This window comes from Agrobacterium sp. B1(2019), from assembly GCF_008274755.1.
GTDB classification, from domain to species: Bacteria; Pseudomonadota; Alphaproteobacteria; order Rhizobiales; family Rhizobiaceae; genus Agrobacterium; species Agrobacterium salinitolerans.
On sequence record NZ_VTPB01000003.1, the window covers coordinates 483,971 to 509,143 of the forward strand.

At 61.3% G+C, this 25,173-nt stretch carries 32 protein-coding genes; 9 read left to right on the forward strand and 23 right to left on the reverse strand.

Annotated features, from left to right (window positions below; genetic code table 11):
- Positions 1-103: 103 nt before the first annotated feature.
- Positions 104-919 (forward strand): DeoR/GlpR family DNA-binding transcription regulator, encoded by an 816-nt coding sequence (locus tag AGR1_RS22495; RefSeq protein ID WP_127756839.1) that lies wholly within the window; start codon positions 104-106, stop codon positions 917-919.
- Positions 920-1,003: 84 nt separating this feature from the next.
- Here AGR1_RS22495 and AGR1_RS22500 read toward each other — a convergent pair whose 3' ends face one another.
- From AGR1_RS22500 to AGR1_RS22530, 7 genes are all read right to left on the reverse strand, one after another.
- Positions 1,004-1,705, reverse strand: a complete 702-nt coding sequence (locus tag AGR1_RS22500) for a ribulose-phosphate 3-epimerase (protein ID WP_246666590.1) — start codon at positions 1,703-1,705, stop codon at positions 1,004-1,006.
- Positions 1,696-2,529, reverse strand: coding sequence for an alpha/beta hydrolase (locus tag AGR1_RS22505; RefSeq protein ID WP_137411916.1), 834 nt, complete (start codon positions 2,527-2,529; stop codon positions 1,696-1,698). Before AGR1_RS22505 ends, AGR1_RS22500 begins: the two co-directional genes overlap by 10 nt.
- On the reverse strand, positions 2,526-3,347 hold the full coding sequence (locus AGR1_RS22510; RefSeq protein ID WP_137411915.1) for a sugar phosphate isomerase/epimerase: 822 nt from the start codon (positions 3,345-3,347) through the stop codon (positions 2,526-2,528). The genes AGR1_RS22505 and AGR1_RS22510 overlap by 4 nt, the downstream gene beginning before the upstream one ends.
- The gene (locus AGR1_RS22515) at positions 3,347-4,420 is read right to left on the reverse strand and encodes a Gfo/Idh/MocA family oxidoreductase (protein ID WP_137411914.1); all 1,074 of its coding nucleotides are present in this window, start codon (positions 4,418-4,420) and stop codon (positions 3,347-3,349) included. The genes AGR1_RS22510 and AGR1_RS22515 overlap by 1 nt, the downstream gene beginning before the upstream one ends.
- Positions 4,421-4,544: 124 nt before the next feature.
- Complete coding sequence (locus AGR1_RS22520; protein WP_149148296.1) at positions 4,545-5,312, reverse strand: SDR family oxidoreductase; 768 nt, start codon at positions 5,310-5,312, stop codon at positions 4,545-4,547.
- Positions 5,299-6,054, reverse strand: coding sequence for an FCD domain-containing protein (locus tag AGR1_RS22525; RefSeq protein WP_246666589.1), 756 nt, complete (start codon positions 6,052-6,054; stop codon positions 5,299-5,301). Before AGR1_RS22525 ends, AGR1_RS22520 begins: the two co-directional genes overlap by 14 nt.
- 156 nt (positions 6,055-6,210) lie before the next feature.
- Positions 6,211-6,678 (reverse strand): metallophosphoesterase, encoded by a 468-nt coding sequence (locus tag AGR1_RS22530; protein ID WP_246666588.1) that lies wholly within the window; start codon positions 6,676-6,678, stop codon positions 6,211-6,213.
- Between AGR1_RS22530 and AGR1_RS22535 the strand changes: the two genes are divergently transcribed.
- Positions 6,662-7,114: a LysR substrate-binding domain-containing protein gene (locus tag AGR1_RS22535; RefSeq protein ID WP_246666587.1), complete on the forward strand. Its 453-nt coding sequence runs from the start codon at positions 6,662-6,664 to the stop codon at positions 7,112-7,114. The two genes, AGR1_RS22530 and AGR1_RS22535, sit on opposite strands and share 17 nt — an antisense overlap.
- A gap of 36 nt (positions 7,115-7,150) precedes the next feature.
- Here the strand turns inward: AGR1_RS22535 and AGR1_RS22540 are convergent, their stop codons facing one another.
- The 14 genes from AGR1_RS22540 to AGR1_RS22605 form a co-directional block, all read right to left on the reverse strand.
- The gene (locus AGR1_RS22540) at positions 7,151-7,846 is read right to left on the reverse strand and encodes a cytochrome c3 family protein (protein ID WP_271365750.1); all 696 of its coding nucleotides are present in this window, start codon (positions 7,844-7,846) and stop codon (positions 7,151-7,153) included.
- A gap of 2 nt (positions 7,847-7,848) precedes the next feature.
- The gene (locus AGR1_RS22545; protein ID WP_080820507.1) at positions 7,849-8,340 is read right to left on the reverse strand and encodes a nitrate reductase cytochrome c-type subunit; all 492 of its coding nucleotides are present in this window, start codon (positions 8,338-8,340) and stop codon (positions 7,849-7,851) included.
- Positions 8,310-10,814 (reverse strand): periplasmic nitrate reductase subunit alpha, encoded by a 2,505-nt coding sequence (gene napA / locus AGR1_RS22550; protein ID WP_149148297.1) that lies wholly within the window; start codon positions 10,812-10,814, stop codon positions 8,310-8,312. The genes AGR1_RS22545 and napA overlap by 31 nt, the downstream gene beginning before the upstream one ends.
- On the reverse strand, positions 10,789-11,076 hold the full coding sequence (locus AGR1_RS22555) for a chaperone NapD (protein WP_003520944.1): 288 nt from the start codon (positions 11,074-11,076) through the stop codon (positions 10,789-10,791). Before AGR1_RS22555 ends, napA begins: the two co-directional genes overlap by 26 nt.
- On the reverse strand, positions 11,069-11,569 hold the full coding sequence (locus AGR1_RS22560; protein WP_149148298.1) for a ferredoxin-type protein NapF: 501 nt from the start codon (positions 11,567-11,569) through the stop codon (positions 11,069-11,071). The genes AGR1_RS22555 and AGR1_RS22560 overlap by 8 nt, the downstream gene beginning before the upstream one ends.
- A gap of 7 nt (positions 11,570-11,576) precedes the next feature.
- The gene (gene napE / locus AGR1_RS22565; protein ID WP_022557563.1) at positions 11,577-11,762 is read right to left on the reverse strand and encodes a periplasmic nitrate reductase, NapE protein; all 186 of its coding nucleotides are present in this window, start codon (positions 11,760-11,762) and stop codon (positions 11,577-11,579) included.
- 202 nt (positions 11,763-11,964) lie between these two features.
- Positions 11,965-13,152, reverse strand: a complete 1,188-nt coding sequence (locus AGR1_RS22570) for an NnrS family protein (protein WP_149148299.1) — start codon at positions 13,150-13,152, stop codon at positions 11,965-11,967.
- Positions 13,149-13,901 carry an ATP-binding cassette domain-containing protein gene (locus tag AGR1_RS22575; protein ID WP_149148300.1) on the reverse strand — a complete coding sequence of 251 codons (753 nt, stop codon included), beginning with the start codon at positions 13,899-13,901 and terminating at the stop codon, positions 13,149-13,151. The genes AGR1_RS22570 and AGR1_RS22575 overlap by 4 nt, the downstream gene beginning before the upstream one ends.
- On the reverse strand, positions 13,898-14,707 hold the full coding sequence (locus tag AGR1_RS22580) for an ABC transporter permease (RefSeq protein ID WP_149148301.1): 810 nt from the start codon (positions 14,705-14,707) through the stop codon (positions 13,898-13,900). Before AGR1_RS22580 ends, AGR1_RS22575 begins: the two co-directional genes overlap by 4 nt.
- 5 nt (positions 14,708-14,712) lie before the next feature.
- A complete protein-coding gene (locus tag AGR1_RS22585) occupies positions 14,713-15,696 on the reverse strand; it encodes an ABC transporter substrate-binding protein (RefSeq protein WP_149148302.1) in 984 nt (327 codons plus the stop codon).
- A gap of 147 nt (positions 15,697-15,843) precedes the next feature.
- A complete protein-coding gene (locus AGR1_RS22590) occupies positions 15,844-16,227 on the reverse strand; it encodes a hypothetical protein (protein ID WP_137411905.1) in 384 nt (127 codons plus the stop codon).
- On the reverse strand, positions 16,224-17,162 hold the full coding sequence (locus tag AGR1_RS22595; protein WP_137411904.1) for a U32 family peptidase: 939 nt from the start codon (positions 17,160-17,162) through the stop codon (positions 16,224-16,226). Before AGR1_RS22595 ends, AGR1_RS22590 begins: the two co-directional genes overlap by 4 nt.
- A 5-nt stretch (positions 17,163-17,167) precedes the next feature.
- Positions 17,168-18,145 carry a peptidase U32 family protein gene (locus AGR1_RS22600; RefSeq protein WP_149148303.1) on the reverse strand — a complete coding sequence of 326 codons (978 nt, stop codon included), beginning with the start codon at positions 18,143-18,145 and terminating at the stop codon, positions 17,168-17,170.
- Positions 18,136-18,651, reverse strand: coding sequence for an SCP2 domain-containing protein (locus AGR1_RS22605; protein WP_149148304.1), 516 nt, complete (start codon positions 18,649-18,651; stop codon positions 18,136-18,138). The genes AGR1_RS22600 and AGR1_RS22605 overlap by 10 nt, the downstream gene beginning before the upstream one ends.
- A 149-nt stretch (positions 18,652-18,800) precedes the next feature.
- On the opposite strand from AGR1_RS22605, the gene AGR1_RS22610 reads away from it, so the two are divergent.
- Genes AGR1_RS22610 through AGR1_RS22620 form a run of 3 tightly spaced genes read left to right on the forward strand, consistent with a single transcriptional unit; the run spans position 18,801 to position 21,309 of the window.
- Positions 18,801-19,151: a DUF488 domain-containing protein gene (locus AGR1_RS22610; RefSeq protein ID WP_149148515.1), complete on the forward strand. Its 351-nt coding sequence runs from the start codon at positions 18,801-18,803 to the stop codon at positions 19,149-19,151.
- Between the two features lie 56 nt (positions 19,152-19,207).
- Positions 19,208-20,722 (forward strand): UbiD family decarboxylase, encoded by a 1,515-nt coding sequence (locus AGR1_RS22615; protein ID WP_187772262.1) that lies wholly within the window; start codon positions 19,208-19,210, stop codon positions 20,720-20,722.
- Positions 20,719-21,309 carry a UbiX family flavin prenyltransferase gene (locus tag AGR1_RS22620; protein WP_137411900.1) on the forward strand — a complete coding sequence of 197 codons (591 nt, stop codon included), beginning with the start codon at positions 20,719-20,721 and terminating at the stop codon, positions 21,307-21,309. The genes AGR1_RS22615 and AGR1_RS22620 overlap by 4 nt, the downstream gene beginning before the upstream one ends.
- Before the next feature lie 4 nt (positions 21,310-21,313).
- Here AGR1_RS22620 and AGR1_RS22625 read toward each other — a convergent pair whose 3' ends face one another.
- Positions 21,314-21,991: an NnrU family protein gene (locus AGR1_RS22625; protein ID WP_149148305.1), complete on the reverse strand. Its 678-nt coding sequence runs from the start codon at positions 21,989-21,991 to the stop codon at positions 21,314-21,316.
- A gap of 12 nt (positions 21,992-22,003) precedes the next feature.
- Complete coding sequence (locus AGR1_RS22630; RefSeq protein WP_003520964.1) at positions 22,004-22,159, reverse strand: hypothetical protein; 156 nt, start codon at positions 22,157-22,159, stop codon at positions 22,004-22,006.
- Positions 22,160-22,296: 137 nt separating this feature from the next.
- Here AGR1_RS22630 and AGR1_RS22635 point away from each other — a divergent pair, with 137 nt between their 5' ends.
- From AGR1_RS22635 to AGR1_RS22650, 4 genes are all read left to right on the forward strand, one after another.
- Positions 22,297-22,830 (forward strand): cytochrome c oxidase subunit 3, encoded by a 534-nt coding sequence (locus AGR1_RS22635; RefSeq protein ID WP_149148306.1) that lies wholly within the window; start codon positions 22,297-22,299, stop codon positions 22,828-22,830.
- 4 nt (positions 22,831-22,834) lie between these two features.
- Positions 22,835-23,125: a cytochrome C oxidase subunit IV family protein gene (locus tag AGR1_RS22640; protein WP_149148307.1), complete on the forward strand. Its 291-nt coding sequence runs from the start codon at positions 22,835-22,837 to the stop codon at positions 23,123-23,125.
- A gap of 166 nt (positions 23,126-23,291) precedes the next feature.
- Complete coding sequence (locus tag AGR1_RS22645) at positions 23,292-23,744, forward strand: cytochrome c (RefSeq protein ID WP_137411896.1); 453 nt, start codon at positions 23,292-23,294, stop codon at positions 23,742-23,744.
- A 24-nt stretch (positions 23,745-23,768) separates the two neighbouring features.
- On the forward strand, positions 23,769-25,115 hold the full coding sequence (locus AGR1_RS22650) for a nitric-oxide reductase large subunit (RefSeq protein ID WP_137411895.1): 1,347 nt from the start codon (positions 23,769-23,771) through the stop codon (positions 25,113-25,115).
- The last annotated feature ends 58 nt before the right edge of the window (positions 25,116-25,173 follow it).

Here is a 25,173-nt window from a genome sequence, read left to right on the forward strand (position 1 = left end):
GTGTCTTTGCGTGGAATAAGGTTGCTCCCACTGCCGGGTGCATGTTTTAAGGAAAGCGGCCGGCGGCAAGCTGGCCTTTTTTCATGACCGTGAGTAAACGCCGATGACAGACGAAACCGACAGTGCGGCCTCTCCTGCCCAAAGCCCGGGCAGCGCGGCGCTTCCGGCCGTTCGTCACAATCGCCTGATCGATCTCCTGCGCCGGAACGGTCAAATGACCGTCGCGGAGATGGTCGAGCAGCTTTCGGTGTCGCGCGACACGATCCGCCGCGACCTCGACCAACTGGAAAGTCGCGGCCTGATCCTGCGTACCCATGGCGGGGCGATCTACAATGACGCGCTGGTCAGGGTCGACACCACGCTCGGCACGCGGATGGACGCCTTTACTGCCGCCAAACAGCGTATGGGCAAGGCGGCAGCGGACCTCATCCGCGATGGCGAAACACTGATCGTCAACGGCGGATCGTCCACCTGTTATTTCGCTGCGGCGCTTGGCGAAAGGCAGAACCTGACGGTCATAACCAACAATCTGCGCCTGCCGCCAGTGGCGCCGGAAAACGCGCTGCGCACGCTGCATATTCTCGGGGGAATCTACTGGCCGGTCTCACAGGTCACCATCGGCACCGTTGGCTTTGCCGAAGTACCGGGCATCAGCGCCGACACCGCCGTCATCGGCGCGACAGGCATTTCAGCGAGCGGTATTTCGATGGGCAGGCTCGAGGAAGCCTCCGAAACGGCGGCCATGATCAAAATGGCGACGCGCACCATCGCTCTCATCGATCAGAGTAAATTCAACGTCACCGCCTTCGCGCGCGTGGCGACCTTCAGCCAGATCACTTTTGTCGTGACGGATGCCTGGCCGCCGGATGCCATCATGACGGCGATCAGGAAGGCGGGCACCCAGCTGATCGTCGCCTGAGCTTCGTCGATGGACGTGCTCCAGTTCTTTGTTTTCACGCATTTTCCGGACGTAAAACCGCTTCGCACTTTTACTGGAAATGCACTAAAGCGCGCGCAGCCAGGCGATACGACCCGCCAGATCCGGGTCGTTGAAGGCGAGCGATCCGAGGACCACGGTCTGTGCGCCGGCCTCGCGCAACAGCGGCACCGTATTATCCCGAATACCGCCATCGGCCGCCAGCACGACATCGCCGCGCCCCTGCGCCTTGAGGATGGCCGCCGCCTCGATCAGGCGCGGGCAAGCCGCCTCGGAAAGCCCCTGCCCCTTGACGCCGATGGCCGTTCCCAGCAGCGTGACGAAGTCGATATCCGCCACAAGCGGCCGGATTGTCTCGACAGGCGTTTCCAGACGCAGCACCACACCCGCCTTCGGACCCAATTCACGGATCAGCGCAATGGCCTGCGGCGTCACCGCGCCATTTTCCGGGTGTATGGAAATCAGGTCGGCGCCTGCTTCGGCGAACTGACGGATCTGGCTGAGCACAATATCACCCTCCACCATCAGATGGACATGTATAGGACGAAACGTCAATTTACGGATACGCGAAAGCTGATCCGGGAAAAACAGGAACGAGGGCGCGAAACGGCCATCGGCGACATCGGCATGGTAAATATCCACATGCGGATCGACGCGGGCGATTTCCCGTTCCAGGTTGGCGAGATCGGCCGACCACAACGAAAACTCGCCCAGGAGACGGTCCCGCGGCAGAGCCTCGAACCAATTGGCTGCGGCTTTCATGGCCATGCGCATGTCTCCTGGAATGTGTCGAGATACCGGATGAAGTCGGTGAGGGCAGCGTGCAAGTCGGCGCTGTAGCCTGCCCTGTCGACGGCCTTGGGTGTGATTGCAATGACGCGGGCATCGGGGATCATTTCACCCAGCCTGTGGGCGTAGTCCAGCGGATGAATGAGATCGAGCCCATGTCCGACCACCAGGGCCGGCACCTTGAGCGCGCGGATCTGTCTTTCATCCACACCCGGACCGTCCCTTGCGATGGCGTCCAGAAGCACTGCAATGGCTGCGGGTTCAGGATGATCGAAGAAGCCGGCAAGCGACGCAAGATTGTCCGGCGCCTCATGCGCAAGCCTGCGGCCCGTGGGCGATGCAAGAAACGCCGCCCGTCCGTTCCGCCCGGATTGCCGGAGATGATCGGCGATCACGGAAAAGGCCTTCATGTTCTCCGGCGCAGCTTCCGCCAGCCAAGCGGGACGGATGAGCATCAGGCCCGTCACCCGACCGGGGTGCAGGGCCGCGATACGCAGCGCAATCGCCGCGCCCATGGAGATGCCGCCGATCGCGAACCGCGCAAGGCCAAGCGCATCGGCAACGGCGATCAGATCATCGGCAAAACCGGCGATGGAATAAGACTCGCCGCTCGCCAGCCCTGAAAGGCCATGGCCACGGCATTCGAGCGTGATGCGGCGACATGAAAGCCCATCGGGAAAACCATACGCAACCTGCCTGAGATCGCCGCCAAGCCCATGCTGAAAGATAACCGGAAAGCCCGCGCCGCAATCTTCGATATGAACCTTTCGCCCATCCGGCAGCCTGTGAAGATATCTGCTCATGCGATGAGACGGGCGAGAAAACGCCGCACGTCCGGTGCTTCCTGTTCCGAAAGTCCGTGGGTGACGACCGGGCCATCGAAACCGGCGATATCGAGGCGCCTGATGAAATCCGGAAAGTCGATGACGCCGCGCCCGGCGGTTACAAATCGGCCCTCGGCATCGCGATCCTTGGCATGCGCCATCACGATATGGCCGGCAAGCCGGTCGATGGCGTCGGCCACGATCGCTCGCGCGCCGTCGGCATCCGCCTTTTCAAACAGGTTGGCCGGATCGAGCACGATGCCGAGGGATGGCGAGCCGATCTCCCGCATCAATCGAACAGCATCGTCCGCGTTGCGCACGACATTGGCCTGCTCCGGCTCGATACCGAGCCTGATCCCCAGGGTATCAGCCTGTTCCGCCGCAGCGGCCATCTGTTCGACAAGGTCTCTCCAGGCTTCCGCCGTGTCATTGTCGGGGTGATGGCGCCACTGGTCCTCGCGGTCGCGCGTGCCCGTGCACAACGTCACCACGGGAGTGGCAAGACACGCGGCGACCTTGAGGCAGACCCCAAGACGCCTCATGCCCTCGATGCGTCGCGCATGGTCGGGATGGATCATGTTATAGGTCGCGGAAAGGGCGGCAATACGGACACCCGTCGCACGGGTGGCGGTGGCGATGGCTTCCACGGCCTCCTCGGATACGGCGTCGGGCATCGAGGCGAGACCGGAACAGGCGAGATTATATTGCACACAGGCGTAACCATCGGCCGCAGCACGCGTGAGAACCTCGAGAGGATCCGTGCCCGGATAGGTCTTGGCGAATATGCCCACCTGCATCAGACCGCCCCTGTCATCGTTGCGACATCGATCCGCTGGCCGGTCTCGACAGATCTCGCGATGGCAGCCATGGCGCGAACCGAAGCAAGCCCATCCTCGATGCCAGCGCCGCGCATCGGTGCGCTGTCGAGAACGACCTCTGCAAAACCCTCGAGTTGCCGTCGATAGAAATGGCCGTCCGCGCCCAGCGGCCGCTCATAGGATGCGGTGCGCTCGCGGAAAATCTCCACCTCGGTTGCCTTGTAATACCAGGGATTATGGGTTTTTGCGAGGACGCTGCCGTTCTCGCCATAGATATGGAAGCCCTCGTGCCAGTCCATCCGCACAGCCACGGTCAGGTCCAGATGGCCGAGCGTGCCATCGGCAAAGCCGGTTTCGACAAACCAGCAATAGGCTCCGAAACGCTGAAGTAGTCTCGCCCTCACCCATTCGATATCGCCACAAAGATAACGGGCGATGTCGACCAGATGGCTGCCATGCGCCAGCATGTAATAGCGCTTGAGGTCAGCCTTCGGATTTTCCCGCGGCTTCAGGGCCGCCTTCGACAGAACCGGCAAGGGTTGCACCGCATCGGTCATCGTGTAGCGGTGGGTGCTGTCGCAATACCAGGCCTTCAGCGCCAATCGCTCGCCCATCTCATTGTCGATGAAGTGTTTGGCCGCCTCTATGCCGGGATCGAAACGCTTCATATGGCCGATCTGCAGCACCTTGCCAGTCCGTCGCACGGTTTCGGCTAGGGTCTCGACTTCCTCGACACTGACGCCAACCGGTTTTTCGCACAGCACGTGTTTGCCGGCTTCCAGCGCGCGGATCGCCGCCGGGACGTGGAAAGCGTCGGACGTGGCGATGACGACCGCCTCAAGCTCCGGATCGGCAAGCATGGCATCGTAATCATGATACACCTTGTCCGGCTCATAGGTCGCGCCCATGCGCGCGGCAAGATCCTGCACGACGTCGCAGATCGCATAGAGCCTGGTATTCCGGCCCTTCACCGTGGATTCGAAATGCGCGAACTGGGCGATCGGCCCGCAACCGAGCACACCGACGCGCAATTGCCGATCCAGTTTTTTCACGCTGTCCTCCCGATGCGAAGCCACTTCAATCTCGGCTCTTTCGCAGGGCGATGTCAAGAGGAATGAAGCATCAAACAGCACAAAAGCGCAAATATACGCATACGAAGGCCGGCGCTCATCGCCTCTATTTTACCTCCAGTCCCGCCAGCAGGCCGCCATCGATCAGGTAATCGGCACCGGTGATGAAACCGGCGCGGTCCGAGGCCAGAAACAGCACCAGCCCCGCGATCTCTTCCGGCTTCCCAATCCGGCCAATGGGATGAGCGGTGCCAAATCTGCGGAAGGCCTCCTCTACGTCGGCGTCAGCACCATCGAAGGTTCGCGCGGCGAGTTCCAGAATGGGCGTGCGCACGGAACCGGGGCTGACCGAGTTGACCCGGTCGCCCGCGTGATCCAGCGCCATGGCCCGCGTCAGGGCATGAATGGCGCCTTTTGTGGCGGCATAGGCTGCGACATTCTTCTGGCAGGCATGCCCCTGCACGGAGGAAATATTGACGATCGCGCCGCCGCCACGCTTTTGCATCAAAGGGATGCCATGGCGGGCCGTGAGCTGTATGGAGCCGACATTGACCGCGTAAGCCTTTAGAAAGACTTCAGGATCGGTGTCCACAACGGTTCCGTAGGGGTGAATGGCTGCGGAATTGACGATCACATCGAGCCCTTCGAAAGCCGAAAAGGCCGCTTCCACCTCGCTGCTGCTGGCAACGTCGCAGGTCCGGATGGCAAGATCGAGCTTTTCCGACCGCGCCACATCCCGCAACCCATCATTTGCAGCTTCATCAATGCCCAGACAGGTGACATGCGCGCCGGCGCGCGCCAATTCCAGCGCCGACGCGCGGCCAATGCCGGAGGTTCCCGTTACCAGGGCAATCTTGCCCTCAAACTCCCTCATCAACGCCTCCTGCCCCGTCAACATCTTCTGAAACGCCGTCTTTTGCCTCGATGAATCTGAGACCGAAATCCAAGTGCCGGCTCAGAAGATAACTGAAAGCGAGGCGGTCCCGCGCCCGCAGCGCATCGATAATCTCCTGATGCGCGGTATAGGTGGCATCGTGAATGGGCCGATTGCCTTTTCCAATCCGCATGATTTCAAGCATGGCATTACGCTGCGAAAGATAGCTGGCGTGCAGCACGCTGTTACCCGCCAACTGCACAAGGAGATCGTGAAAGACGAAATCATTCACTGCGGCCTCCTCCACGCCGACGCTTTCCCGCACCCTGCGATTGGCGGCATCCAGCGCGTCGAGGTCGCTTTGCGCCGCGCGCAGGAGCACGATCTCCCCCGCCGCTGTTTCCACCACTTTGCGGAAGCCCTGCACCTCGCGGAAGGAGGCGGGCGAAATGGCATGATGCAATGTCATCAGCCGATCGACGGCGTGACTTTGACGATTGGTCAACACCGCGCCTGTTTTCGGCCTGATGTCGATGACGCCGTAGGCGCGCAGATATTGCAAAGCCTCGCGCACCGTATTGCGGCTCGCCCCCAGCATAAGGCCAAGCTCGCGCTCCGTGGGCAATGCATCGCCGAAAGCGAGATTCCTGTCCGAAATCATCCGCTGGATATTGGCTATCAGCCGCTCAACGGCCGAACCACGCGGCGCATCCAGGGAAGGCGCTTTATCAATGATGTGCATGGCCCCTCCCATCCGATGTTCAATTGTTGGATGTTACGAAGAAAATGTCAATTGAAGAGGCCATATTTGCTCGACCCTGGCAAAAATGCTTAATACTGGTCCAACAAATAAGTAAGAACGTCGTCAAAACACGGTTGGGTCTGTGCCTGCCGACGTTCACCGCGCGGACGGTCGGCAAATTGCCTGACCATTCCTGCGCTCAAAAGGCCGCGGGGGAGAGCGAAGGCGTTGGGGATCGCTTCGCAGGCGCTGTAACCGGTCCAGTTCGACCGAGCTGTGATCGGCCGCGGTTCCGCCATTCGCCTGATCGTGGTTGCCGGGCAGCAGCGCGTAAGGCACCTTGCCGTCAAGCTTGCGCAGCGCCGGTTCGGCGACATCCCATTCAGCGGGACGATTGTTCTGGGTGATATCGCCCACATGGCTCATGAAGACGATTTTGTGGCTATCGCGATTGTCGACCAACCATTGCGTCATCTCGCCGAACAGATGCTTGATACCGTCATTGGACGTATAGTCCTGCGTATCGGGGAACACGGCGATGGTATAGGCGTTCGGGCCGGCGACGCGCACGCGAAAATCGTCCGCGATGCTCTTGCCGGCGCTGTCGGTGGCCGATGTCGCCATTACCGCCCGTGCACCGGACGATCCACGCCTCTACGGCGTCAAATTCCTCAGCATGTGGCTCGGACTGTGCGTGCCCGTCTCTCACCCGCTGGCTGAGCGGGAGAGCGTTTTCATGGCCGAGCTCGAAGGCCTGTCCTTCGTCATGCGCGAGCGGGGGTCGCGCACCCGTGAAATCTTCGAAAAGAACCTTGCCGATCACGGCATCTCCATCCAGCCCGTCATCGAGATTTCCTCTCGCGAAGGCGTACGGGAAGCCATCGCCAACGGGATGGGATGCGGCGTGGTGGCCGATCTGGAATTCGGCCACGATGCACGCCTTTCCTTCGTGCCGCTCAGCGACGCCAACGAACTCATCGACGAATATGCGATCTGCCTTGCCGAAAGGCGGCATCTGCCGCTGGTGCGCCGGTTCATCGAAGAAGCCGGCCGGGTCTGAAGCCGGTCACGGCTCCTCAACCGATCGCCTCGATATTCAAAAAACGTTCCGGTGCACATCCGTCATCGCCCGACGCAGGTCGTCGACGGCGGACGCCGTTGGCCCCGGCTGGTCGTTGAGCGCCGGCGGCATTTTCCAGCCGGGGTCTATGCCTTCCATATTGGGCAATTCATGGGCGATGCCTTTATGGCAATCGATGCAGGTGGCCTTACCCGTCAGCAGATATTTGGAATGAATATCGGCGGCGCGCTGCGTCTGTTTGGTAAAGTCCATGGCGGCGGAGGAATGGCAGTTACGGCATTCCAGGCTGTCATTGGCCTTCAGGCGCGACCATTCATGCTGGGCAAGCTCCAGCCGCTTGTCGAGGAACTTCTTGCGCGTATCGATGGTGCCGAAAATCTTGCCCCAGACCTCCTTGGAAGCCTGCATCTTGCGAGCGATCTTGTCCGTCCACTCATGCGGCACATGGCAATCCGGGCAGGAGGCGCGCACGCCGGAGCGGTTGGAGAAATGCACCGTCCGCGTCAGTTCTTCATAAACATTGGTCCGCATCTCGTGGCAGGAAATGCAGAAGGCTTCCTTGTTGGTCATTTCGAGCGCTGTGTTGAAGGCACCCCAGAACATGACACCGCCGACGAAACCGCCAAGGGTGAGGAAGGCGAGGCTGAGCGTGCCGGCCGGCGTCCTCAGAACCGCCCATAACCAGGCGAGAAGTTTTTTCACACGGGCGATCATCATTCGCTACCCGCCGGTTTGACGCCCATCTCGCTCATGTCCTGAAAGGTGTTGGGCACGAGCGGCCGTGTGTCAGCCTGCGGCACATGGCAGGCCGTGCAGAAATAACGGCGCGGTGAAACATCCGCCAGCATCTGGCCTTCGCGCGTCATGTAATGGGTGACGCTGATCATCGGCGCGCCGGAGTCCTGGGTGAATTCGCGCTTGTGACAGGAGAGACAGCGGTTGGCATTAACCGAAAGCTGGTAACCGTCGATCGAATGCGGGATGACCGGCGGCTGCTCTGGGTAAGCGCGCATGCGCCTGAAATCGTCGATCACCCATTTCGGCAGGGGTTTGGCCGGCTCGGTCTGCATGGCGTCGCCGCGCGGGCCGGACAATTCCGGCACCATCTGCGCAACGGCCCCCGTCGCCAGCGCCACGACCAGAAGCGTGGCGGCGATCCATCCGTGTTTCCTGATCATGCGACTGGCTCTATCTTGACTGCGCATTTCTTGAAATCCGTCTGCTTGGAGATGGGATCGGTTGCGTCGAGCGTGACCTTGTTGATGAGCTGGCTGGCATCGAACCAGGGAACGAAGATGACGCCGGGCGGCATGCGGTTGCGGCCGCGTGTTTCCACGCGGGAGCGGATTTCGCCACGGCGCGAGACGATGCGGATTTCCGCGCCCTGGTTGAGCCCGCGCTTGCGCGCATCGTCGGCATTCATGAAACAGCGGGCGCCGGGGAAAGCCTTGTAGAGTTCCGGCACACGCATGGTCATGGAGCCGGAATGCCAGTGCTCCAGCACGCGGCCCGTCACCAGCCAGGTATCGAATTCCGCATCCGGGGATTCCGCCGGCGGCTCGTAGGGCACGGCGATGATGACCGCCTTGCCGTCCTTGTTGCCGTAGAACTTCACGCCCTCGCCCGGTTTGACATAGGGGTCGTAACCCTCGCGGTAACGCCACAGCGTTTCCTTGCCATCCACCACCGGCCAGCGCATGCCGCGCACCTCGTGATAGGCATCGTAAGGCGCCAGATCGTGACCGTGGCCGCGCCCGAAGGCGGCATATTCCTCGAAGAGACCCTTTTGCAGATAGAAGCCGAAGTGTTTTGCTTCCTGGTTTTCGTATTCGCCGTTGATCTCGCTCAGCGGGAACTTGCCGACATCGCTGTCCTTGAAGAGCACCTCGTACAGCGTCTTGCCGCGATAGGCGGGATTGGCGTCCAGTATCTCCGCTGGCCACACCTCATCGGTGGTGAAGCGTTTGGAAAATTCCACCAGCTGCCAGAGGTCGGAGCGCGCCTCGCCCGAGGCCTCGACAAGCTGGTGCCAGACATGGGTGCGCCGCTCGGCATTGCCGTAAGCCCCCTCCTTCTCCACCCACATGGCGGCGGGCAGGATGAGGTCAGCGCTCATGGCCGTGATGGTCGGATAGGCATCCGAAACAACGATGAAATTTTCCGGGTTGCGATAGCCCTGATAGGTCTCGTTCTTGGTGTTAGGACCGGCTTGGACGTTATTATTGACCTGCACCCAGTAGAAATTCAGCTTGCCGTCATGCAGCATGCGGTCCTGCTGCACGGCGTGGTAACCCGGCTTTTCCGGGATGATGCCGTGCGGGATGCGCCAGATTTCCTCGGCATGTTTGCGGTGTTCCGGGTTGGTCACCGTCATGTCGGCCGGCAGGCGATGGGCGAAGGTGCCCACCTCGCGCGCCGTGCCGCAGGCCGAGGGCTGGCCGGTGAGCGAGAACGGGCTGTTGCCCGGCTCGGAAATCTTGCCGGTCAAAAGATGGATGTTGTAGACCATCTGGTTGGCCCAGACACCACGCACATGCTGGTTGAAACCCATGGTCCACAGCGACATGACCTTGCGGTTCGGGTCCGCATAAAGCTCGGCCAGCTCCTCCAGAAAACCGGCTTCCACCCCGGTCATGGCGGCGGTCTTTTCCAGCGTGTATTCGGAGACGAATTCCTTGAAGGTCTCGAAATCGATCGCTTCGGTCTTGGTCGGATCGGCGGAATTAGCGGCATTCACCTCTGCCGGATTGTCGGGCCGCAGGCCATAACCGATATCGGTGACACCGCGCACGAATTTCGTGTGCTTCTTCACGAAATCTTCGTTGACGCGCCCGGTCTTGATGATGTGGTTGGCGATGTAATTGAGGATGACGAGATCCGTGCCCGGCTTGAAGACCATCGGAATATCGGCAAGGTCCATGCTGCGATGGGTGAAGGTGGAAAGCACCGCCACCTTCACATGGTCGAAGCCCAGTCGCCGGTCGGCAATGCGTGTCCACAGGATGGGATGCATCTCCGCCATGTTCGAGCCCCAGAGCACGAAGGCATCGGCATGTTCGAAATCATCGTAACAGCCCATCGGCTCGTCCATGCCGAAGGTGCGCATGAAGGCGTAAGCGGCCGACGCCATGCAGTGGCGGGCATTGGGATCGAGATTGTTGGAGCGGAAGCCGGCGCGCATCAGCTTGGTGGCAGCATAGCCTTCGAAGATCGTCCATTGGCCGGAGCCGAACATGCCCACGGCCGTCGGCCCCTTCTCCTTCAGCACCCGCTTGCACTGCTGCGCCATCGCGTCGAAGGCCTCATCCCAGCTCACCGGCTCGAACTCGCCGTCCTTGGCGTAGACGCCGCCTTTTTTGCGCAGAAGTGGGGTTTGCAGGCGGTCCTTGCCATACATGATCTTGGACAGGAAATAGCCCTTGATGCAGTTGAGACCACGATTGACCTCCGCCTGCATGTCGCCATGGGTGGCGACGACCTTGCCTTCCTTGACGCCGACCATGACGCCGCAGCCGGTGCCGCAGAAACGACAGGGCGCCTTGGACCACTTGATCTGCAATGCGGAAACCCCGCCTGGCACCGGCTGGGCGGCGGCCGGCAGCGCAATGCCCGCCGTTGCCGCCGCAATGCCGGCGGCATGGGCCTTCAATAGATCACGCCGCGTCAGTTCGCTGCTCATCGCCGCTTGTCTCCTCTGTGTCGACGTGTTCGAAAACCATGTTGGCGGCAATCACACCGTCGAGTGTCGAAATATAAGTGAGCGTATCGCCCAGCATGCCGGTGCTCGTGCCGTCTATGACGATGACGATCTTGCCGTTGCCCTCGCCATGAACCTCGACATTGTCGAGCGTTGAAAGCGTTGCCAGCACGGCGTCCCGCATCTGCGGCATCACCGCCACCACGGCGCTTGAAACATGATACCGGCCTGTATTTTCAGGCATATTGCATCTCCGTGGCTCTATCTTTGATCTCGATCACACTGGCGGGACAGACGGATACGCAGGCCCCGCAACCGGTGCAGGCATCTTCCAGCAGTTCCGGAACGAAGGGGCCGCCGCGGCGGGGCCGAAACCGGATAGCCTCGGTCGGACAGGCATCGCGGCAGGCCTGACAATCGATATTGCCGAAGGCAAGACACCCCTCACCGATCGCCATGACATGATCGAAGCGCTGCGCCGCGGGGGCGGCAAAGACCGGCTCGGGACAGGCCTCCGCGCATTTGCCGCAAAAGGTGCATTTCCCGGCGGCGAAATCCACCGAAGGCAAACCGTCCGCCATGGCGATTATGCCGGTGGGACAGGCCTCGACGCATTTTGCGCAACCGCTGCACGCGGCGAGGTCGCTCAACGCGACCCCGGGCGGACAGATGCGTGGTCTATTTTTTTGCCCGCCGCGCAGGAAATCGCGCCGGCTGAGAGAGACTTCCATCATCATCTCGCCCTCAATGGCCGGGCGGCCCCGGCGGGCCGTAAATGATCTGGAACATCCAGACGATAAAGCCATAGGCTCCGACAAATCCGACCGCCAGAATGGGCCAGATTCCGAATGCCAGAACGGCGAAGGTGACAAGTTCCCTCGTCCGACCTGGCTTTTCATCTGCATGTTGAGGCGCGACTATTTTAGGCATATTCGCGTTTCCCTATTCGGTTGGAGTTATAATCGACCAAAAAGAAGATATGTTCAACTACTTGATTTTATTGATTATTTATCAAAACTAACATTCATCAACATCCCTCCCCTAAGTCACTGATTTCACTTTGTGCTTTTGCCAAAAAAAATAAACAAACCGGTCGGGACAGTGATGTCGCCGCCGCGGGGCAAGGTGTCTCTCATCCGCATGCCCCCGCCTCATCGATGCCAGGCGCGCGCATGAAGGGCAGAAAGCCCTGCAACCAGACCCCGAAGCTCGCCGCCCACAAAACGGCGCTGAGGCCATGGTGATAGGGTGACAATGTTGCGGCAAAATCGAATTCCGGCAGGATGCGGACCAGCCCGGCCATCACCATCAGAAGGGCGGCCACATGCGCCTGCCACAGCAGATGCGTCAGGTTGCGGCCCGTATGCCGCAGCCCGGCAATGATGAAGACGGCCATGATGGCGCATCCCAGCGCCCCGACCGACAGCAGATGCAGCCCTGCGGCGGGCGTGACGGAAAAACCGAGCCTTGTTGCGCCGAGCTCCAGAAAACCCGCGCCCGCAAAGGCGTTGCCGAGACCGAGCAACAGCACCTCGGTCTTAAAGACGGCACGCCCGATGAACCATTCGGCCAGTCGGTCGAAAAAGGCGGCCCCGGCCGCAAGCGAAAGCCAGGCGCAGACATCGCTTTGCGGAAAGAAAAGCTTCGCCGCCATGTAAAGCGTCACCATGGCGCCCGCCATATGCTGGCGGCCGGGATGCGGCCGGTAAGGCGTGGTCTCGCCGCCCGGATCGAGCGCCAGATTGATGACGACCACATTGATACGCGCGGCGGAGAGTGAAAACAGCACAGTGAAGATGCACAGCGCCGCCTCCAGAAAGCGGGATGCAAGTTCGGGATCGCCGCTCCACCAGGCATAACGCACACCCGCTTCAGCCGCCGTAAACAGAAGAAGCCAGGTAAGGAATGCCAGGTGTTTCATCGTGCGCCGGGCCAACATCGCCCTGCCGATGACAACAGAGAGCACGAGCAGAAAGGCAAGATCGAAAAAACCTGCAAACAGGCTCCAGGCCTCCATCCCGAGAAAGCCGATAAGGCGGCCCGGCATCCAGAGACCGGCGAGATGAAGCAGCGTTCGTCCCTGCGCCGGTTTCGTATCCGTCCATTCCGGCACCGCCGAGCCGAGGAAACCGGCAAGTGCCATGCCATAGGTGCCGAAGATCATTTCATGGGCGTGCCATTGCGAAGCAGGCACCGCATCGGCAAAAGGCAGGGCATAACCACCGATGACTATCCACAGGAAGGGCCAGCCCGCGCCATGCAGGGCGGCCAGCGGGAAAAACAGCCGCAGGGCTTCCGAAAGGATGGGGGGCTGCCTCATCGCACCCGCTCCTTTGCTGAAAACAGTTCGGCGAAGGCCGGGCTCTCGGACAGGCGTTCCGCTTCGTCGAAAACCGCACGCGCCATACGCCGGCCCGGCGAACCGGCGGGCTTATGCGCGGCAATGACGCGGCCATCGACGCCGGAGAGCACGATCAGCCGGTCGGCAACCAGCAACGCCTCATGAAGATCATGGGTGACGAGAAGGGTGGAAAAACCGCGCCGCCGGGCGGCGCCCACCAGAAGCTCCTGCAAATGACGGCGCAGGCCGACATCGACGGCGCTGAAGGGCTCGTCCAGAAACAGCATGTCCGGCTCCACGGCGAGCGCCCGCGCAACGCCGGCGCGCTGGCGCATGCCGCCGGAGAGTTCCACCGGATATTTGCCGAAATCCGCCGCCTCCAGACCGACTTCCAGCGCAAAAAGGCCCGCCTTTTCTCGCCGCTCCCGTTTCGGCATGCCGGCCGCCGCAAGGCCGTAGGCGATATTGTCGACAAGCGTCATCCACGGCAAAAGCCTTGGCTCCTGAAACACCAGCCCCTGCCGGCGATAATGGCGGTGCACGCGGCCGCGAACAGGATTGATGATACCAGCCGCGATCTGCAAAATCGTCGTCTTGCCGCTGCCGGAGGGGCCAAGCAACGCCACGGTTTCCCCGGGCGCTATGCCGAGATCGAAATTCTCGAACAGGCTGCGGCCAAGAAAGGCGTGGCCGACATGTTCGAAGCGCAGGATGGAACGGTCGCTCATCGTTTGACACCCCATGGCAGCCCGGCGGCGCGCCAGCGTTCCAGCGCCTCGCGCAGCAGATGCAGCAGGCCGTAATCGGTCAGCAGCGCCAGCGCGACGGTGATGGTGAGCCAGGCGCTGACCTGTGCGATGTCGAACAGCGCGCGTGCGGTGGCCAGTTCGCCGCCAATGCCGCCGGAATTCGAAAGGAGCTCGGCCATGACGGTTACTTTCCACGCGCTTCCGGCCGTCGTCGTCCAGGCCGGGAAGAGGTAGGAGAGCACATGCGGCATGGTGACGGTGCGCAGCCGGTAAAACCATGGAGCACCGAAGGCCTGCGCCATCACCTCCAACTGACGGTCCCGCTTGGCCACACCTTCCAGCGCACCGGCAAAGGACACGGGAGCCGAGGCGATGATGACGGTCATGACGGCCGTGCCCCCCGACGAGCCGAACCAGATAAGCGCCAGCACGATCCAGCCGATGGGCGGCACGCCGAGCAGAACGGTGACGACAGGCTTCATCAACCGCATGGCCGCGAAGGAATAACCCGCCAGCACGCCCGCCACCGTGCCGATGCCGGCGGCGATGGCAAAGCCGATCAGGGCCCTGACGGCGCTCTGCGACAGGATGGCGAAGAAATCCGGCCGCGCCGCCAGAAGCCCCATTGCCGCGAAGGTCTCCCCCGGCGAAGGCAGGATGAAGGAGCCATAAATCTCATGCCCGGCCTGCCAGGCGGCGAGAAAACAGAAGATGCCTGAAAGCCCGGCCCAGCCCGCCCAGAGATAGAGGCCCATCCAGCCAAGACTTTCGAGAATGCGGTTCATGCCTGCTACACCAGATAAAACCCGTCATCAGGCCGCCGGCCGCCGATGATTGCCGGGTCGGCCTTGGCAAGCTCATCGTAGAATGCCTCGAGATCGGCGCGCGCAGCGCTCGCCTTCAGGGCGCACAGATGACTTGTCGGAAAGGAGGCGGCGATGATTTCCGGCGGGAAACCCAAGGCATCGGCGGCCGCATCGGCCGCCGTCTTCGGATCGGCTACGGCGCTGGCGAGCGCCGTCTCCATGGCGCCCTGCAAAGCCTCGATGCCGGCCCTGCCGAGTTTTTGCTGGACCGGCGATGTCAAGGCGAGGCCAGCCTGCGGAATTTCAGCCTTGCCCGCCACCTTCGCCCATTCCCGCTGAATATCGATGGTGCGATGGAGAGTCATGAAAAACGACTTCGCCTTGATGAGCACGGCGGTCGCGGCCGGCTCGCTCAGCAGGGCGGCATCCACCCGTCCCGTCAGCAGCAATTGCACGGCTTCCGGCGGTGAGGCGGCATATTCCAGCTTGATGTCGCCCGGCTTCAGGCCGCTTTCGGCAACTAGGCGGCGCAGCACGAAATCGGGCATGTCGTTCTTGAACGGCAAAGCGAGGGTCTTGCCGGAAAGGCTTTGCAGCGAGTTCAACGTCCCGTCCTTCGAAACGATATAGAGCAGGCCCGTGGTCAGTACGTTCAACAGCCCGAGGCCGAGACCGCGATTATGGAGATTGGCGACGCCGTAGCTCGGCATCGCTACCGCTCCCATGGAGCCGGAGGCGACGGCGGCGCGCATTTCATCCGGCGTTTTCCAGGCTTTGAAAACCGCTCCGGGTGCGACATCCTTAAGGAACCCGCCCTTTACCGCATGGGCCAGCACGGCCGACGGCGCGGCCGGAGGGCCATAAAAGGTGAGCGGCGCTTCCGCCTTCGCAACATGCGGTGCGGCAAGTGTCGCGACCGCGAGCCCGGAAAAGGCCGAAAGAGCCTGACGACGGGTGAGATTTGCCATGGTCCTGATCCTTTCGCGCCGGAAGCGCCATAATGCGCGTGACGCCCGCTCAGACCGTTTACCGGTCCCGGCGCGTCACCACCCCGGAAATGACATTTTGCAAGCGCCCGCTCTTTGCGCAGGATCAAACAGAGCCGAAAACAGGGATTATTCACCCTTCTTGAGTGAGAGCGCGTCACGCAGGAGCCGCGAGCCCTCCTGAGCGGCGGCGGCGATATCGAGAAACATGAGGCTTGCGGTTTCAACCACACCTTCATCCACCGTGTCGTCTTCGGCGAAATCGCAGAGCATCTCGGTCAGGAGCGCGATCTTGCGCCGCTCCTCGCGGGCGGCGGCCAGAAGCTTGACGATATTGCGCTGGCGCTCGAAATCCTCGAGTTCGCGCAGCGCCTCGTGCACCCTGTCGCGGCAGCTGCAATCAAGCGCGCTCTGCAAGACAATGTCGCGCACCAGATGGATTGCCGCCGCGATATCCGCTCCGCCCGGTGCCGCTGCGGACAGCGTTTGCTCACTTTGCCCGTTCGTCGTCATGCATTCACCCCATGCGCCGTGTTGCGGGCACGGGCGATCCAGGCCGCACCTTCCTGCCCGTGGTGAAAACCGTTGGAAAAGGGCACGTCCGGATAGATTTGCCCGAGACGTGCAAGACCGTCCTCCGCCTCCCGCCTGCCGGCCAGAACATCGTCATGGATTTGCGCCACCGCGACCATGTCGCAGTCCTGCGGCGACAGCCGGAAGCGGGTGATGCCGGCAGAGGCCAGATCCCGCAATTCGCCAAGCAGCGACTGGCAGGTATGCGACACCGTCTGCACGCCATTCAGCGCCAGAAACGACTGCCGGTCGAGCGTGCGTACCGGTAATCCATCCGGATCGTCCCCGCAGAGGAACTGGCAATTATCCTTGATATTGCCCTTGGCGCGGGCATGGGCGCAGCGCGCCGAAATGGCGAGGGGCAGGCGGCCGAAGGCGAAGATTTCGAAGTCCACATCGGGCGTCTGCGCCACGATGCGCTCCACCGAAGTCATCGGCAGTTCCGGCGGCAGGCATATGGCGCTCGCGCCGCGAGACGACAGCAACCGCGCGGTCGCGGCATTATAGACATTCACCATTGGCCCGACGACATGCGGGGTGCCGTGCAGCATGCCGAGCGCGGAAAGATCGTTCGCCTCGACCGGATAGGGACTGTCGGCGATCAGGCCGCGCAGGTGGCGGCTTTCCCGCTCCAGTGTCACCAGCGAAAGCGTCGAGAGGATCACCTGTTTTCCGGCACTCTCCAGCCGCTCGATGACCTCTGCCAGATGCGGCTCGGTGAAATGAAACCGTTTGGAGCAGACGGTTTCACCGAGATAAACATGGCTGACGGGCGCTTCATCGGCGATGCGGAAATAGAAATCACGCCATTTCTCGCCCTGCCAAAGATAGAGGACCGGGCCGAGCGCCAATGTGGTTTTTGTGGGTTTTGCCATCGCCGTCATCTCCAGCGTTTCTCATAAGCGCCGACGGTGGTGCGCTGGCCTTCGCTCAAGAGCCGTAGGCGGGAAAGCAACCTGCCGCGCTCCTCAGCACCGGCGGAAAGTGCCCGGTGCAGGGTGGAAACCACTTCCGCCACATAGGCCTTGCCGCGCTGGCGGCCCTCGATCTTCAGTGCGCTGACGCCCGCCTCGCGCAAGGCATCGATCTGGTCCATCACATCAAGCGACACCGGATCCTCAAAGGCATAGGACCTGTCATCGGCGATCTCGAAACGGCCCTTGCACAGCGTAGGGTAACCCGCCGCCTCGCCGGCCGGAAAACGGTTGATGGTGTAATCGCCAAGTTCCGACACCAGCGCCTGCCCGTCCTGCCGGTAGCGGACGTGGCTTGCCGGCGAACAGACGCCGTTCATGTTGGGTGACTTGCCTGTGGCGTAAGACGAGAGCGAGCAGCGTCCCTCCGCCATGACGCAGAGACCGCCGAACACGAAGATTTCGATCTCACAGCGGATTTGCCGCGCCAGCCGGGCGATGTCGGGGATAGCCAGGGTGCGCGGCAGCACCACACGTTTCGCGCCGAAGGCATCGACGAGGAAATTCACCGCATCTGCATTGGAGGCGGAGGCCTGCACGGAGACGTGGATACGCTGCTGCGGATGATGTTCCGCCACATGCGCCATCAGACCGAAATCGGCAAGGATAAGCGCATCCGCTCCCGCCTTAACCGCATCGGCCGCGCCGCGATACCAGATATCCTCATTGCCAGCACGCATGAAGGTGTTGAGCGCCACGAAGGTCTGGACACGGCGCTTTTTCGCGTAAACGATGGCCTCGGCAAGTTCCTCGCGGGAAAAATTAAGGCCGGGGAAATTGCGGGCATTGGTTTCATCGCGAAACCCGCAATAGACCGCATCCGCCCCGGCATCCACGGCCTCGCGGAAGGCGGCGGGCGTTCCTGCAGGACAGATCAGTTCCATGCCTCACCTCCCCGTGTTTCGGATAGAACATGGCCGCGCAGGCGGTTCGCAAGGCCCGTTACCATTGGCGCGAAAGGCCCAGCAAATGCACCGAGATCGCGCGGCAGATCGATGCCGCTATCATCGAGCGCATTGCGCAGCGCCAGCATCGCCTCCATATCGCCGGTGACGCTGAGATCGCGCGAGAAGAACAGCGCATCGGCATCCTGCCGCCCCTCCATCAGCGCAAGCAGCATGAAAAGCGGCCCTTCCACCGACGCGTCCGTCTTGGGCAGGCGAGCCTTGCGGCTGACGGTGATGGCGGGACCTGCCGGCTCGACCATGAAGGCGAAGGGGAGATCGACGGGCAGAAAGGCGTAGCGCTTGCCACGATGTTCACCGAGCCGGACGAACATATCCGGATGCCGCTTCATGATCTGCGCCAGCATCGCCGCCGTCGCTCGCTGCACCACGGCAATGGGCAGGAAATTCATGGGGCGGGCGATGGCGGCGGGAAAAGGTCTCATGAAAGGTCCTGTCGGCTCAGTTGCGGGCGGCAACCTAACCGCAGCGCGCGGGTGGCGGTTTGAGCGAACGCAAAGACAGGGAAATTTTCGGGTGCGTCTTCACAAAAGCCGCTATAAATCATTCACTTGCCAAGCCAAGGAGGCCACCCCTGTCCGATTTAAGGGTCAAACGGATTTACGAACCCACCAGCGACGATGACGGCGCGCGCATTCTGGTGGACCGGCTGTGGCCGCGCGGCATGAGCAAGGAAAATGCAAAGCTCTCCCTGTGGATGAAGGACATCGCGCCCAGCAACGAATTGCGCAAGAACTTCTCCCATATGCCGTCCCGCTTTGAGGAATTCACCCGGCATTATCATGAGGAGCTGGCCGCCAATCCCGATGCCGTGGCGCACATGAAGGAGCTGATGGCGAAGGGCCGGGTCACGCTGCTTTATGCCGCCCACGATATCGAACACAACCACGCCCTGGTTCTTGCCGACTATCTTCGTTCGCACTGAAGCCGCATTTGCGGCAGCGCAAGGACATGCCGCATTGCCGCCTTCAAACAGGCGGCATGAGAGACGAAGAAACAGAAACGAGACCCATCCGCACCGCCAATCTGCGCGGTTTCATCCGGCTGCTGGAAGAACATGGGCAGCTGCGACGAATTCGCCAGCCGGTATCGCTGGTGCACGAAATCACCGAAATCCACCGCCGCGTGCTTGCCGGTGGCGGGCCGGCGCTGCTGTTCGAGCAACCCGTGGACCATGAGGGCAAGGTGCGGGCGATACCGCTGCTTGCCAATCTGTTCGGCACGCGACGGCGCATCGAATGGGGGCTGGGGCTTGAGACCGGCGGCCTGCCCGCACTTGGCCAAACGCTCGCCGAATTGCGCGAGCCAAGGCCGCCGAAATCCATGGCCGAAGCGTGGGGTAAGCTGCCTTTGCTGAAAGCCGCACTTTCCATGCGGACACGCAGCGTTCCCCGTGCGCCGGTGCAGGAGAAGGTGCTGACGGGTGATGCGGTCGATCTTGCCCGCCTGCCGGTGCAATGGTGCTGGCCGGGCGAGCCGGCCCCGCTCATCACCTGGCCGCTGGTCATCACCCGTTCGCCTGACGATCCCGACGATATCAATGTCGGCATCTATCGCATGCAGGTGTTGGGACCGGACAGGGTGATCATGCGCTGGCTGGCGCATCGCGGCGGCGCGCATCACCACCGCCTGTGGCAGGCGCGCGGGCTGGATATGCCCGTTACCGTCGCCATCGGTGCCGATCCCGCCACCATTCTTTCCGCCGTGATGCCGCTTCCCGACCATATCAGCGAGCTTGGCTTCTCCGGCCTGCTGCGCGGCTCGAAAAGCCGCATTGCCAGCGCCTTGACCGTACCGATGCCGGTGCCGGCCAATGCCGAAATCGGGCTGGAAGGCACCGTTTCGGCAACGGAAACGGCACTCGAAGGCCCCTATGGCGACCATACCGGCTACTATAATTCGGTCGAATCCTTTCCGGTCATGACACTCTCGGCAATCACCATGCGCCGCGATCCGATCTATCTTTCCACCTATACCGGCCGGCCGCCGGATGAGCCTTCTGTTCTCGGCGAAGCCATGCTCGAGATTTTCCTGCCGCTCGTGAAAAAGCAGTTTACGGAAATCGTCGATCTGTGGATGCCGCCGGAGGCCTGTTCCTACCGCATCATGGTCGCCTCCATCGACAAGCGTTATCCCGGTCAGGCAAAGCGGGTGATGATGGGGCTCTGGTCGATGCTGCCGCAGTTCAGCTATGTGAAGCTCATCATTCTGGTCGATCCCGACATCAATGTGCGCAACTGGGCGGATGTCATCTGGGCGCTTTCGACCCGCTTCGACGCCTCGCGCGATGCAACGATCATCAACGATACGCCCATCGATTATCTCGACTTCGCCTCGCCGAAAGCCGGCCCTGGTGGCAAGATGGGTCTGGACGCCACCCGCAAGCTGCCGCCGGAAACGGAGCGCGAATGGGGCCGCGTGCTCTCCATGACACCTGACGTGATAGCGAAAGTCGACCTGATGTGGCGCGATCTCGGCCTAGGAGAACGGCCTTGACCCCGTGCCGCGTCGTGGTCGGCGTTACCGGCGCCTCGGGTGCCGGCATCGCGTTGCGTATTATCGAGCGCCTTGCCGGGATGAAAAGCGTCGAAATCCATCTCGTCCTGTCGCAATCCGCCAGACGCACCGTGCTGCATGAGGAAGGTGCTGAAGCCATGGGGCGCATGTTGTCGCTCGCCAGCGTCAATCATGCTGTCGATGATATCGGCGCAGCGATTGCCAGCGGCTCCTTCCCGACAACAGGCATGATCGTCGCCCCCTGCTCCATGCGCACACTTGCGGCCATTGCAACCGGGCTTTCGGACAATCTCCTTACCCGCGCCGCCGATGTGCATTTGAAAGAACGTCGGAAACTTGTGCTAATGACGCGCGAGACGCCGCTGCATCTCATCCATCTGCGCAATATGTGCGCGGTGACGGAGGCAGGTGCGATAGTCATGCCGCCGGTGCCGGCCTTTTATAACAAGCCGCAAAGCGTCGACGATATTGTCGACCAGCTCGCCGCCCGCGCCATCGACCAGCTAGGCATCGCTTCCGCGCCGCAGGCGCCGATATGGCAGCCGCATATGGTGAATACGTCGTGAGCCATCAAAGATAGGTCATCGGGTCAGCGCCAAAGAGCGCGGCATGGCCGCCGGCCAGCAGCCACCACACCGTCAACCCTGTCAGCGCTGCGGCTAACAGCATCGGCCCGTCCACGGCGAGGCGCGTTTTGCCGGAAAGCATTGCTGCGAAAGGGATCATTGCATTTTTAGCAGCCGCCGCGCTCCATGTATTACCCAGTCTTTTCCGCGCGCGTTTTTCGGTCATCGCCATCCCGCCAAGCGAAAACAGCGCAAAGCCGCCGAACAGGATGACGGAACGCAGGTCGCCATTCGGCACGACATGCCCCAACGACCAGAACAGAAGGCCGACGAGTACCGGGTGCCGCGTGATGCGCACGATTGCCCCCGGTATATCTCCCTGCCGCACGGAAATGGAAAGCGGATTGACGCTGAGGAGGCCGGCCAGCACGAAAAACAGGCCAATCGGCGCTGCCAGAAAGGTGACATGCGCCTGCCAGGGCGCGACGTCCCAGAGCGGAATATACTCGACCGACAGCGCGGCATAAAATACCCAGCCCAGCGTCAGAAGCGAGACGACGGAATAACTCCCGAAATAGGCGGGCCTGCCGATGGCCGCGATCAGCCGGCCGCGCACGGCAGGGACGGAGGGAATGGAATGCAGCGCCACGAAAAGCGAAAGAGCGGCGACAAGTTCAAGCATGCGACTGCCTTCTCACTGGTTCAGGAACAGCACCGAAGCAATGGCCACGGAGGCAAGCACGGCGGAAACCGCACCCATGCGCTGCAACACACCCATACGGTACAACAGCACCGCAAAGCCAATGATAATAGGGGTTGCGACAATCAGCCCGACCTGCGCGTCGTTCATGGGAAGCTCCATTTTCCAGAGTTGCGCTTTGTCATGACAATAGGACTTTGCACGCTCCCTTCTTTGACCGACCGCAAAGAAGCGGGGTTTGAGGGCGCCTAAGCGTGGCTTGCTGTTTTACAATTACGGACAAGGCAATGGCGATCAATACGGAAGAGGAAAGCAGAAACCTGCTTTTGTGGATTCTGGTCTGGAGCGAACTTGCCGCTTTCGGCGCGCTGACCGGCGCCTTCATCATTGCCTTCACCCTCAATCCCGAGCCCTTCGCCGCCGCGCGCCTACATCTGCAGCCACAACTTGCCGGCCTCAACACACTAATTTTACTGGCAAGCGGCTGGCAGGCGGCCGTCGCGGCAAGCCGCTACACCGCGCTGGCGGGCAAAAGACGGGCACTTGTGCTTGCCGGCCTGCTGGGCTTCGCTTTCGTCGGTGTAAAACTCTATGAATATTCCACCGAAATCGCCTTCGCCTCCGATCCCGCCTATGGCGCTTTCTTCGAGCTCTATTTTCTGCTCACCGGCTTCCACCTGCTGCATGTCGTCTTCGTGGCCGTGCTGCTGTTTCTCGTCGCAGTCTTCCCCAAAAACGAGAACGTCACGCTGGTGACGACGCTGTGGCATGTGATCGATCTCGTCTGGATCGTCATTTTTCCCGTTATTTATCTGGTTTGACATCATGATCCACCGCACCTCCCGCCAGCTTGCAAGAAGCTTCGCCATGCTCGCCATTCTTGTTCTTGCCGGTACGACCGTCGTGACATCGTGGAAAGCGGCGCTTCTGCCGCCGGTCGCCGCCGCCTGCCTGATACTGCTTTTCGCGCTCCTGAAATCCAGACGCGTCATCGACGATTTTCTGGGCTTTCGCGAAGAGCGTGGCCTGCTGCGCACAGCACTTCTGGCATGGCCGGCCATCTTTGCCGCCGCAGCCCTATTGCGGGCGTTCCTGCAGGGCATTTTGTCGCTCTGAAAAGGCGGACCACACCACCTCTCCATTTGTTTGCCAAATGGCAAAGAACGCCGGCGGCCAGCGGCTAGAAAGGGGCGAGACCCGAAGCCTGCCGGCAAATTCCGGCAAGAGGGTTCGATCAAGCCAGTCCGCACAAGCGGTCTTCCGGATGGAAAGGACCATTGGCATGGCAGAACGCCTGACCAAAACAGGAGCGCGAAACGTCTTTTACGGCGGCTCCATCTTCTTCTTCGCCATATTCGTCGGGCTGACGGCCCATAGCCATTATTACATGCGCACCACCTCGACGGATGAAAGCACGCTGACGGAAAGCGTCGCGCGCGGCAAGCATGTGTGGGAGGAAAATTCCTGCATCAACTGTCACACGCTGCTCGGCGAAGGCGCCTATTTCGCGCCCGAACTCGGCAATGTCTGGAAACGCTATGGCGGCGTGGAAGATAAGGAAGCGGCGCGCGATTCCATCAAAGCGTGGATGGCCGCCCAGCCCACCGGCATCGAAGGCCGCCGCCAGATGCCGCAGTTCAATCTCACCGAACAGGAACTCGATGATCTCGTCGATTTCCTCGAATGGACGAGCCGGATCAAGACGCAGAACTGGCCGCCGAACGATGCGGGTTGAGGCTGACGGCAAGGAGATGACGAGATGAAATACCAGACGCAAAAAGTCGCCATGCTGTATTTTTACGGCGCAATCGGGCTGTTCGTGGCGCAGATCCTGTTCGGCGTCGTCGCCGCCACGATCTACGTTCTGCCCAATACGCTTTCCGAGCTTCTGCCCTTCAACATCGTGCGCATGATCCATACCAATGCACTGGTCGTGTGGCTGTTGATGGGCTTCATGGGCTCGACCTTCTATCTTCTGCCGGAAGAAACGGAAACGGAGCTTTACAGCCCGAAACTCGCCATCGCGCAGTTCTGGATCTTCCTGGTGGCCGCCGCCGTTGCCGTGGTCGGTTATATGTTCCGCATCCACGAAGGCCGCGAATTCCTCGAACAGCCCTTTGCGATCAAGGTCGGCATCGTGCTTGTCGTTTTGATGTTCCTGTTCAACATCACCATGACGGCGCTGAAGGGCCGCAAGACCACCGTCATCAATATCCTGCTCTTCGGTCTCTGGGGTCTGGCGATCTTCTTCCTCTTCGCCTTCTACAACCCCATGAACCTGGCGCTCGACAAGATGTACTGGTGGTACGTCATCCATCTGTGGGTGGAAGGCGTGTGGGAACTGATCATGGCCTCGATCCTCGCCTTCCTGATGATCAAGCTCAATGGCATCGACCGCGAAGTGGTGGAAAAATGGCTCTATGTCATCGTCGGCCTTGCCCTCTTCTCGGGCATTCTCGGCACCGGCCACCATTATTACTGGATCGGCGCGCCGGGTTACTGGCAGTGGATCGGTTCGCTGTTCTCGACGCTGGAAGTGGCCCCCTTCTTCACCATGGTCATCTTCACCTTCGTCATGACCTGGAAGGCCGGCCGCAAGCATGAGAACCGCGCAGCGCTTCTGTGGTCGATCGGCTGCTCGGTCATGGCCTTCTTCGGCGCCGGCGTCTGGGGTTTCCTGCACACGCTGTCTTCGGTGAACTATTACAGCCACGGCACGCAGCTCACCGCCGCCCACGGCCACCTCGCCTTCTTCGGCGCCTATGTGATGCTGAACCTTGCCATGATGGCCTATGCCATACCGGAAATGAAGAAACGCGCGCCGTATAATCAGTGGCTTTCGATGACGAGCTTCTGGGTGATGTGCACGGCCATGTCGGTCATGACCTTCGCGCTGACCTTTGCCGGCGTGGTGCAGATCCAGCTTCAGCGTGTCATGGGCGAAAGCTTCATGGATGTGCAGGACCAGCTGGCGATCTTCTACTGGATCCGCCTCGGCTCCGGTTTCGCAGTTCTCATTTCGGCAATCATGTTCATCTGGGCAGTTCTGGTGCCGGGCAAGCAGAAACAGGGCGACGTCGCCCGCCTCGTGCAGCCCGCCGAATGAGAAACGGACCGGCTCTCCTTTTCCCCCGGAGAGCCGGTGCTTACCATCAACCATGGAG

Excerpts from the sequence above, each read along its gene's own strand:
- AGR1_RS22645 (WP_137411896.1), top strand. The coding sequence starts at position 23,292 with ATGGCAGAACGCCTGACCAAAACAGGAGCGCGAAACGTCTTTTACGGC.
- AGR1_RS22570 (WP_149148299.1), bottom strand. The coding sequence starts at position 13,152 with ATGAGGCAGCCCCCCATCCTTTCGGAAGCCCTGCGGCTGTTTTTCCCG.
- AGR1_RS22555 (WP_003520944.1), bottom strand. The coding sequence starts at position 11,076 with ATGCCTGAAAATACAGGCCGGTATCATGTTTCAAGCGCCGTGGTGGCG.
- AGR1_RS22525 (WP_246666589.1), bottom strand. The coding sequence starts at position 6,054 with ATGCACATCATTGATAAAGCGCCTTCCCTGGATGCGCCGCGTGGTTCG.
- AGR1_RS22575 (WP_149148300.1), bottom strand. The coding sequence starts at position 13,901 with ATGAGCGACCGTTCCATCCTGCGCTTCGAACATGTCGGCCACGCCTTT.
- AGR1_RS22585 (WP_149148302.1), bottom strand. The coding sequence starts at position 15,696 with ATGGCAAATCTCACCCGTCGTCAGGCTCTTTCGGCCTTTTCCGGGCTC.
- AGR1_RS22530 (WP_246666588.1), bottom strand. The coding sequence starts at position 6,678 with ATGGCGACATCGGCCACCGACAGCGCCGGCAAGAGCATCGCGGACGAT.
- AGR1_RS22505 (WP_137411916.1), bottom strand. The coding sequence starts at position 2,529 with ATGAGCAGATATCTTCACAGGCTGCCGGATGGGCGAAAGGTTCATATC.
- AGR1_RS22650 (WP_137411895.1), top strand. The coding sequence starts at position 23,769 with ATGAAATACCAGACGCAAAAAGTCGCCATGCTGTATTTTTACGGCGCA.
- napA (WP_149148297.1), bottom strand. The coding sequence starts at position 10,814 with ATGAGCAGCGAACTGACGCGGCGTGATCTATTGAAGGCCCATGCCGCC.
- AGR1_RS22605 (WP_149148304.1), bottom strand. The coding sequence starts at position 18,651 with ATGAGACCTTTTCCCGCCGCCATCGCCCGCCCCATGAATTTCCTGCCC.
- AGR1_RS22510 (WP_137411915.1), bottom strand. The coding sequence starts at position 3,347 with ATGCAGGTGGGCATATTCGCCAAGACCTATCCGGGCACGGATCCTCTC.
- AGR1_RS22640 (WP_149148307.1), top strand. The coding sequence starts at position 22,835 with ATGATCCACCGCACCTCCCGCCAGCTTGCAAGAAGCTTCGCCATGCTC.
- AGR1_RS22615 (WP_187772262.1), top strand. The coding sequence starts at position 19,208 with ATGAGAGACGAAGAAACAGAAACGAGACCCATCCGCACCGCCAATCTG.
- AGR1_RS22560 (WP_149148298.1), bottom strand. The coding sequence starts at position 11,569 with ATGATGATGGAAGTCTCTCTCAGCCGGCGCGATTTCCTGCGCGGCGGG.
- AGR1_RS22590 (WP_137411905.1), bottom strand. The coding sequence starts at position 16,227 with ATGACGACGAACGGGCAAAGTGAGCAAACGCTGTCCGCAGCGGCACCG.
- AGR1_RS22630 (WP_003520964.1), bottom strand. The coding sequence starts at position 22,159 with ATGAACGACGCGCAGGTCGGGCTGATTGTCGCAACCCCTATTATCATT.
- AGR1_RS22580 (WP_149148301.1), bottom strand. The coding sequence starts at position 14,707 with ATGAACCGCATTCTCGAAAGTCTTGGCTGGATGGGCCTCTATCTCTGG.
- napE (WP_022557563.1), bottom strand. The coding sequence starts at position 11,762 with ATGCCTAAAATAGTCGCGCCTCAACATGCAGATGAAAAGCCAGGTCGG.
- AGR1_RS22520 (WP_149148296.1), bottom strand. The coding sequence starts at position 5,312 with ATGAGGGAGTTTGAGGGCAAGATTGCCCTGGTAACGGGAACCTCCGGC.
- AGR1_RS22600 (WP_149148303.1), bottom strand. The coding sequence starts at position 18,145 with ATGGAACTGATCTGTCCTGCAGGAACGCCCGCCGCCTTCCGCGAGGCC.
- AGR1_RS22500 (WP_246666590.1), bottom strand. The coding sequence starts at position 1,705 with ATGGCCATGAAAGCCGCAGCCAATTGGTTCGAGGCTCTGCCGCGGGAC.
- AGR1_RS22635 (WP_149148306.1), top strand. The coding sequence starts at position 22,297 with ATGGCGATCAATACGGAAGAGGAAAGCAGAAACCTGCTTTTGTGGATT.
- AGR1_RS22495 (WP_127756839.1), top strand. The coding sequence starts at position 104 with ATGACAGACGAAACCGACAGTGCGGCCTCTCCTGCCCAAAGCCCGGGC.
- AGR1_RS22545 (WP_080820507.1), bottom strand. The coding sequence starts at position 8,340 with ATGCGCAGTCAAGATAGAGCCAGTCGCATGATCAGGAAACACGGATGG.
- AGR1_RS22595 (WP_137411904.1), bottom strand. The coding sequence starts at position 17,162 with ATGGCAAAACCCACAAAAACCACATTGGCGCTCGGCCCGGTCCTCTAT.
- AGR1_RS22625 (WP_149148305.1), bottom strand. The coding sequence starts at position 21,991 with ATGCTTGAACTTGTCGCCGCTCTTTCGCTTTTCGTGGCGCTGCATTCC.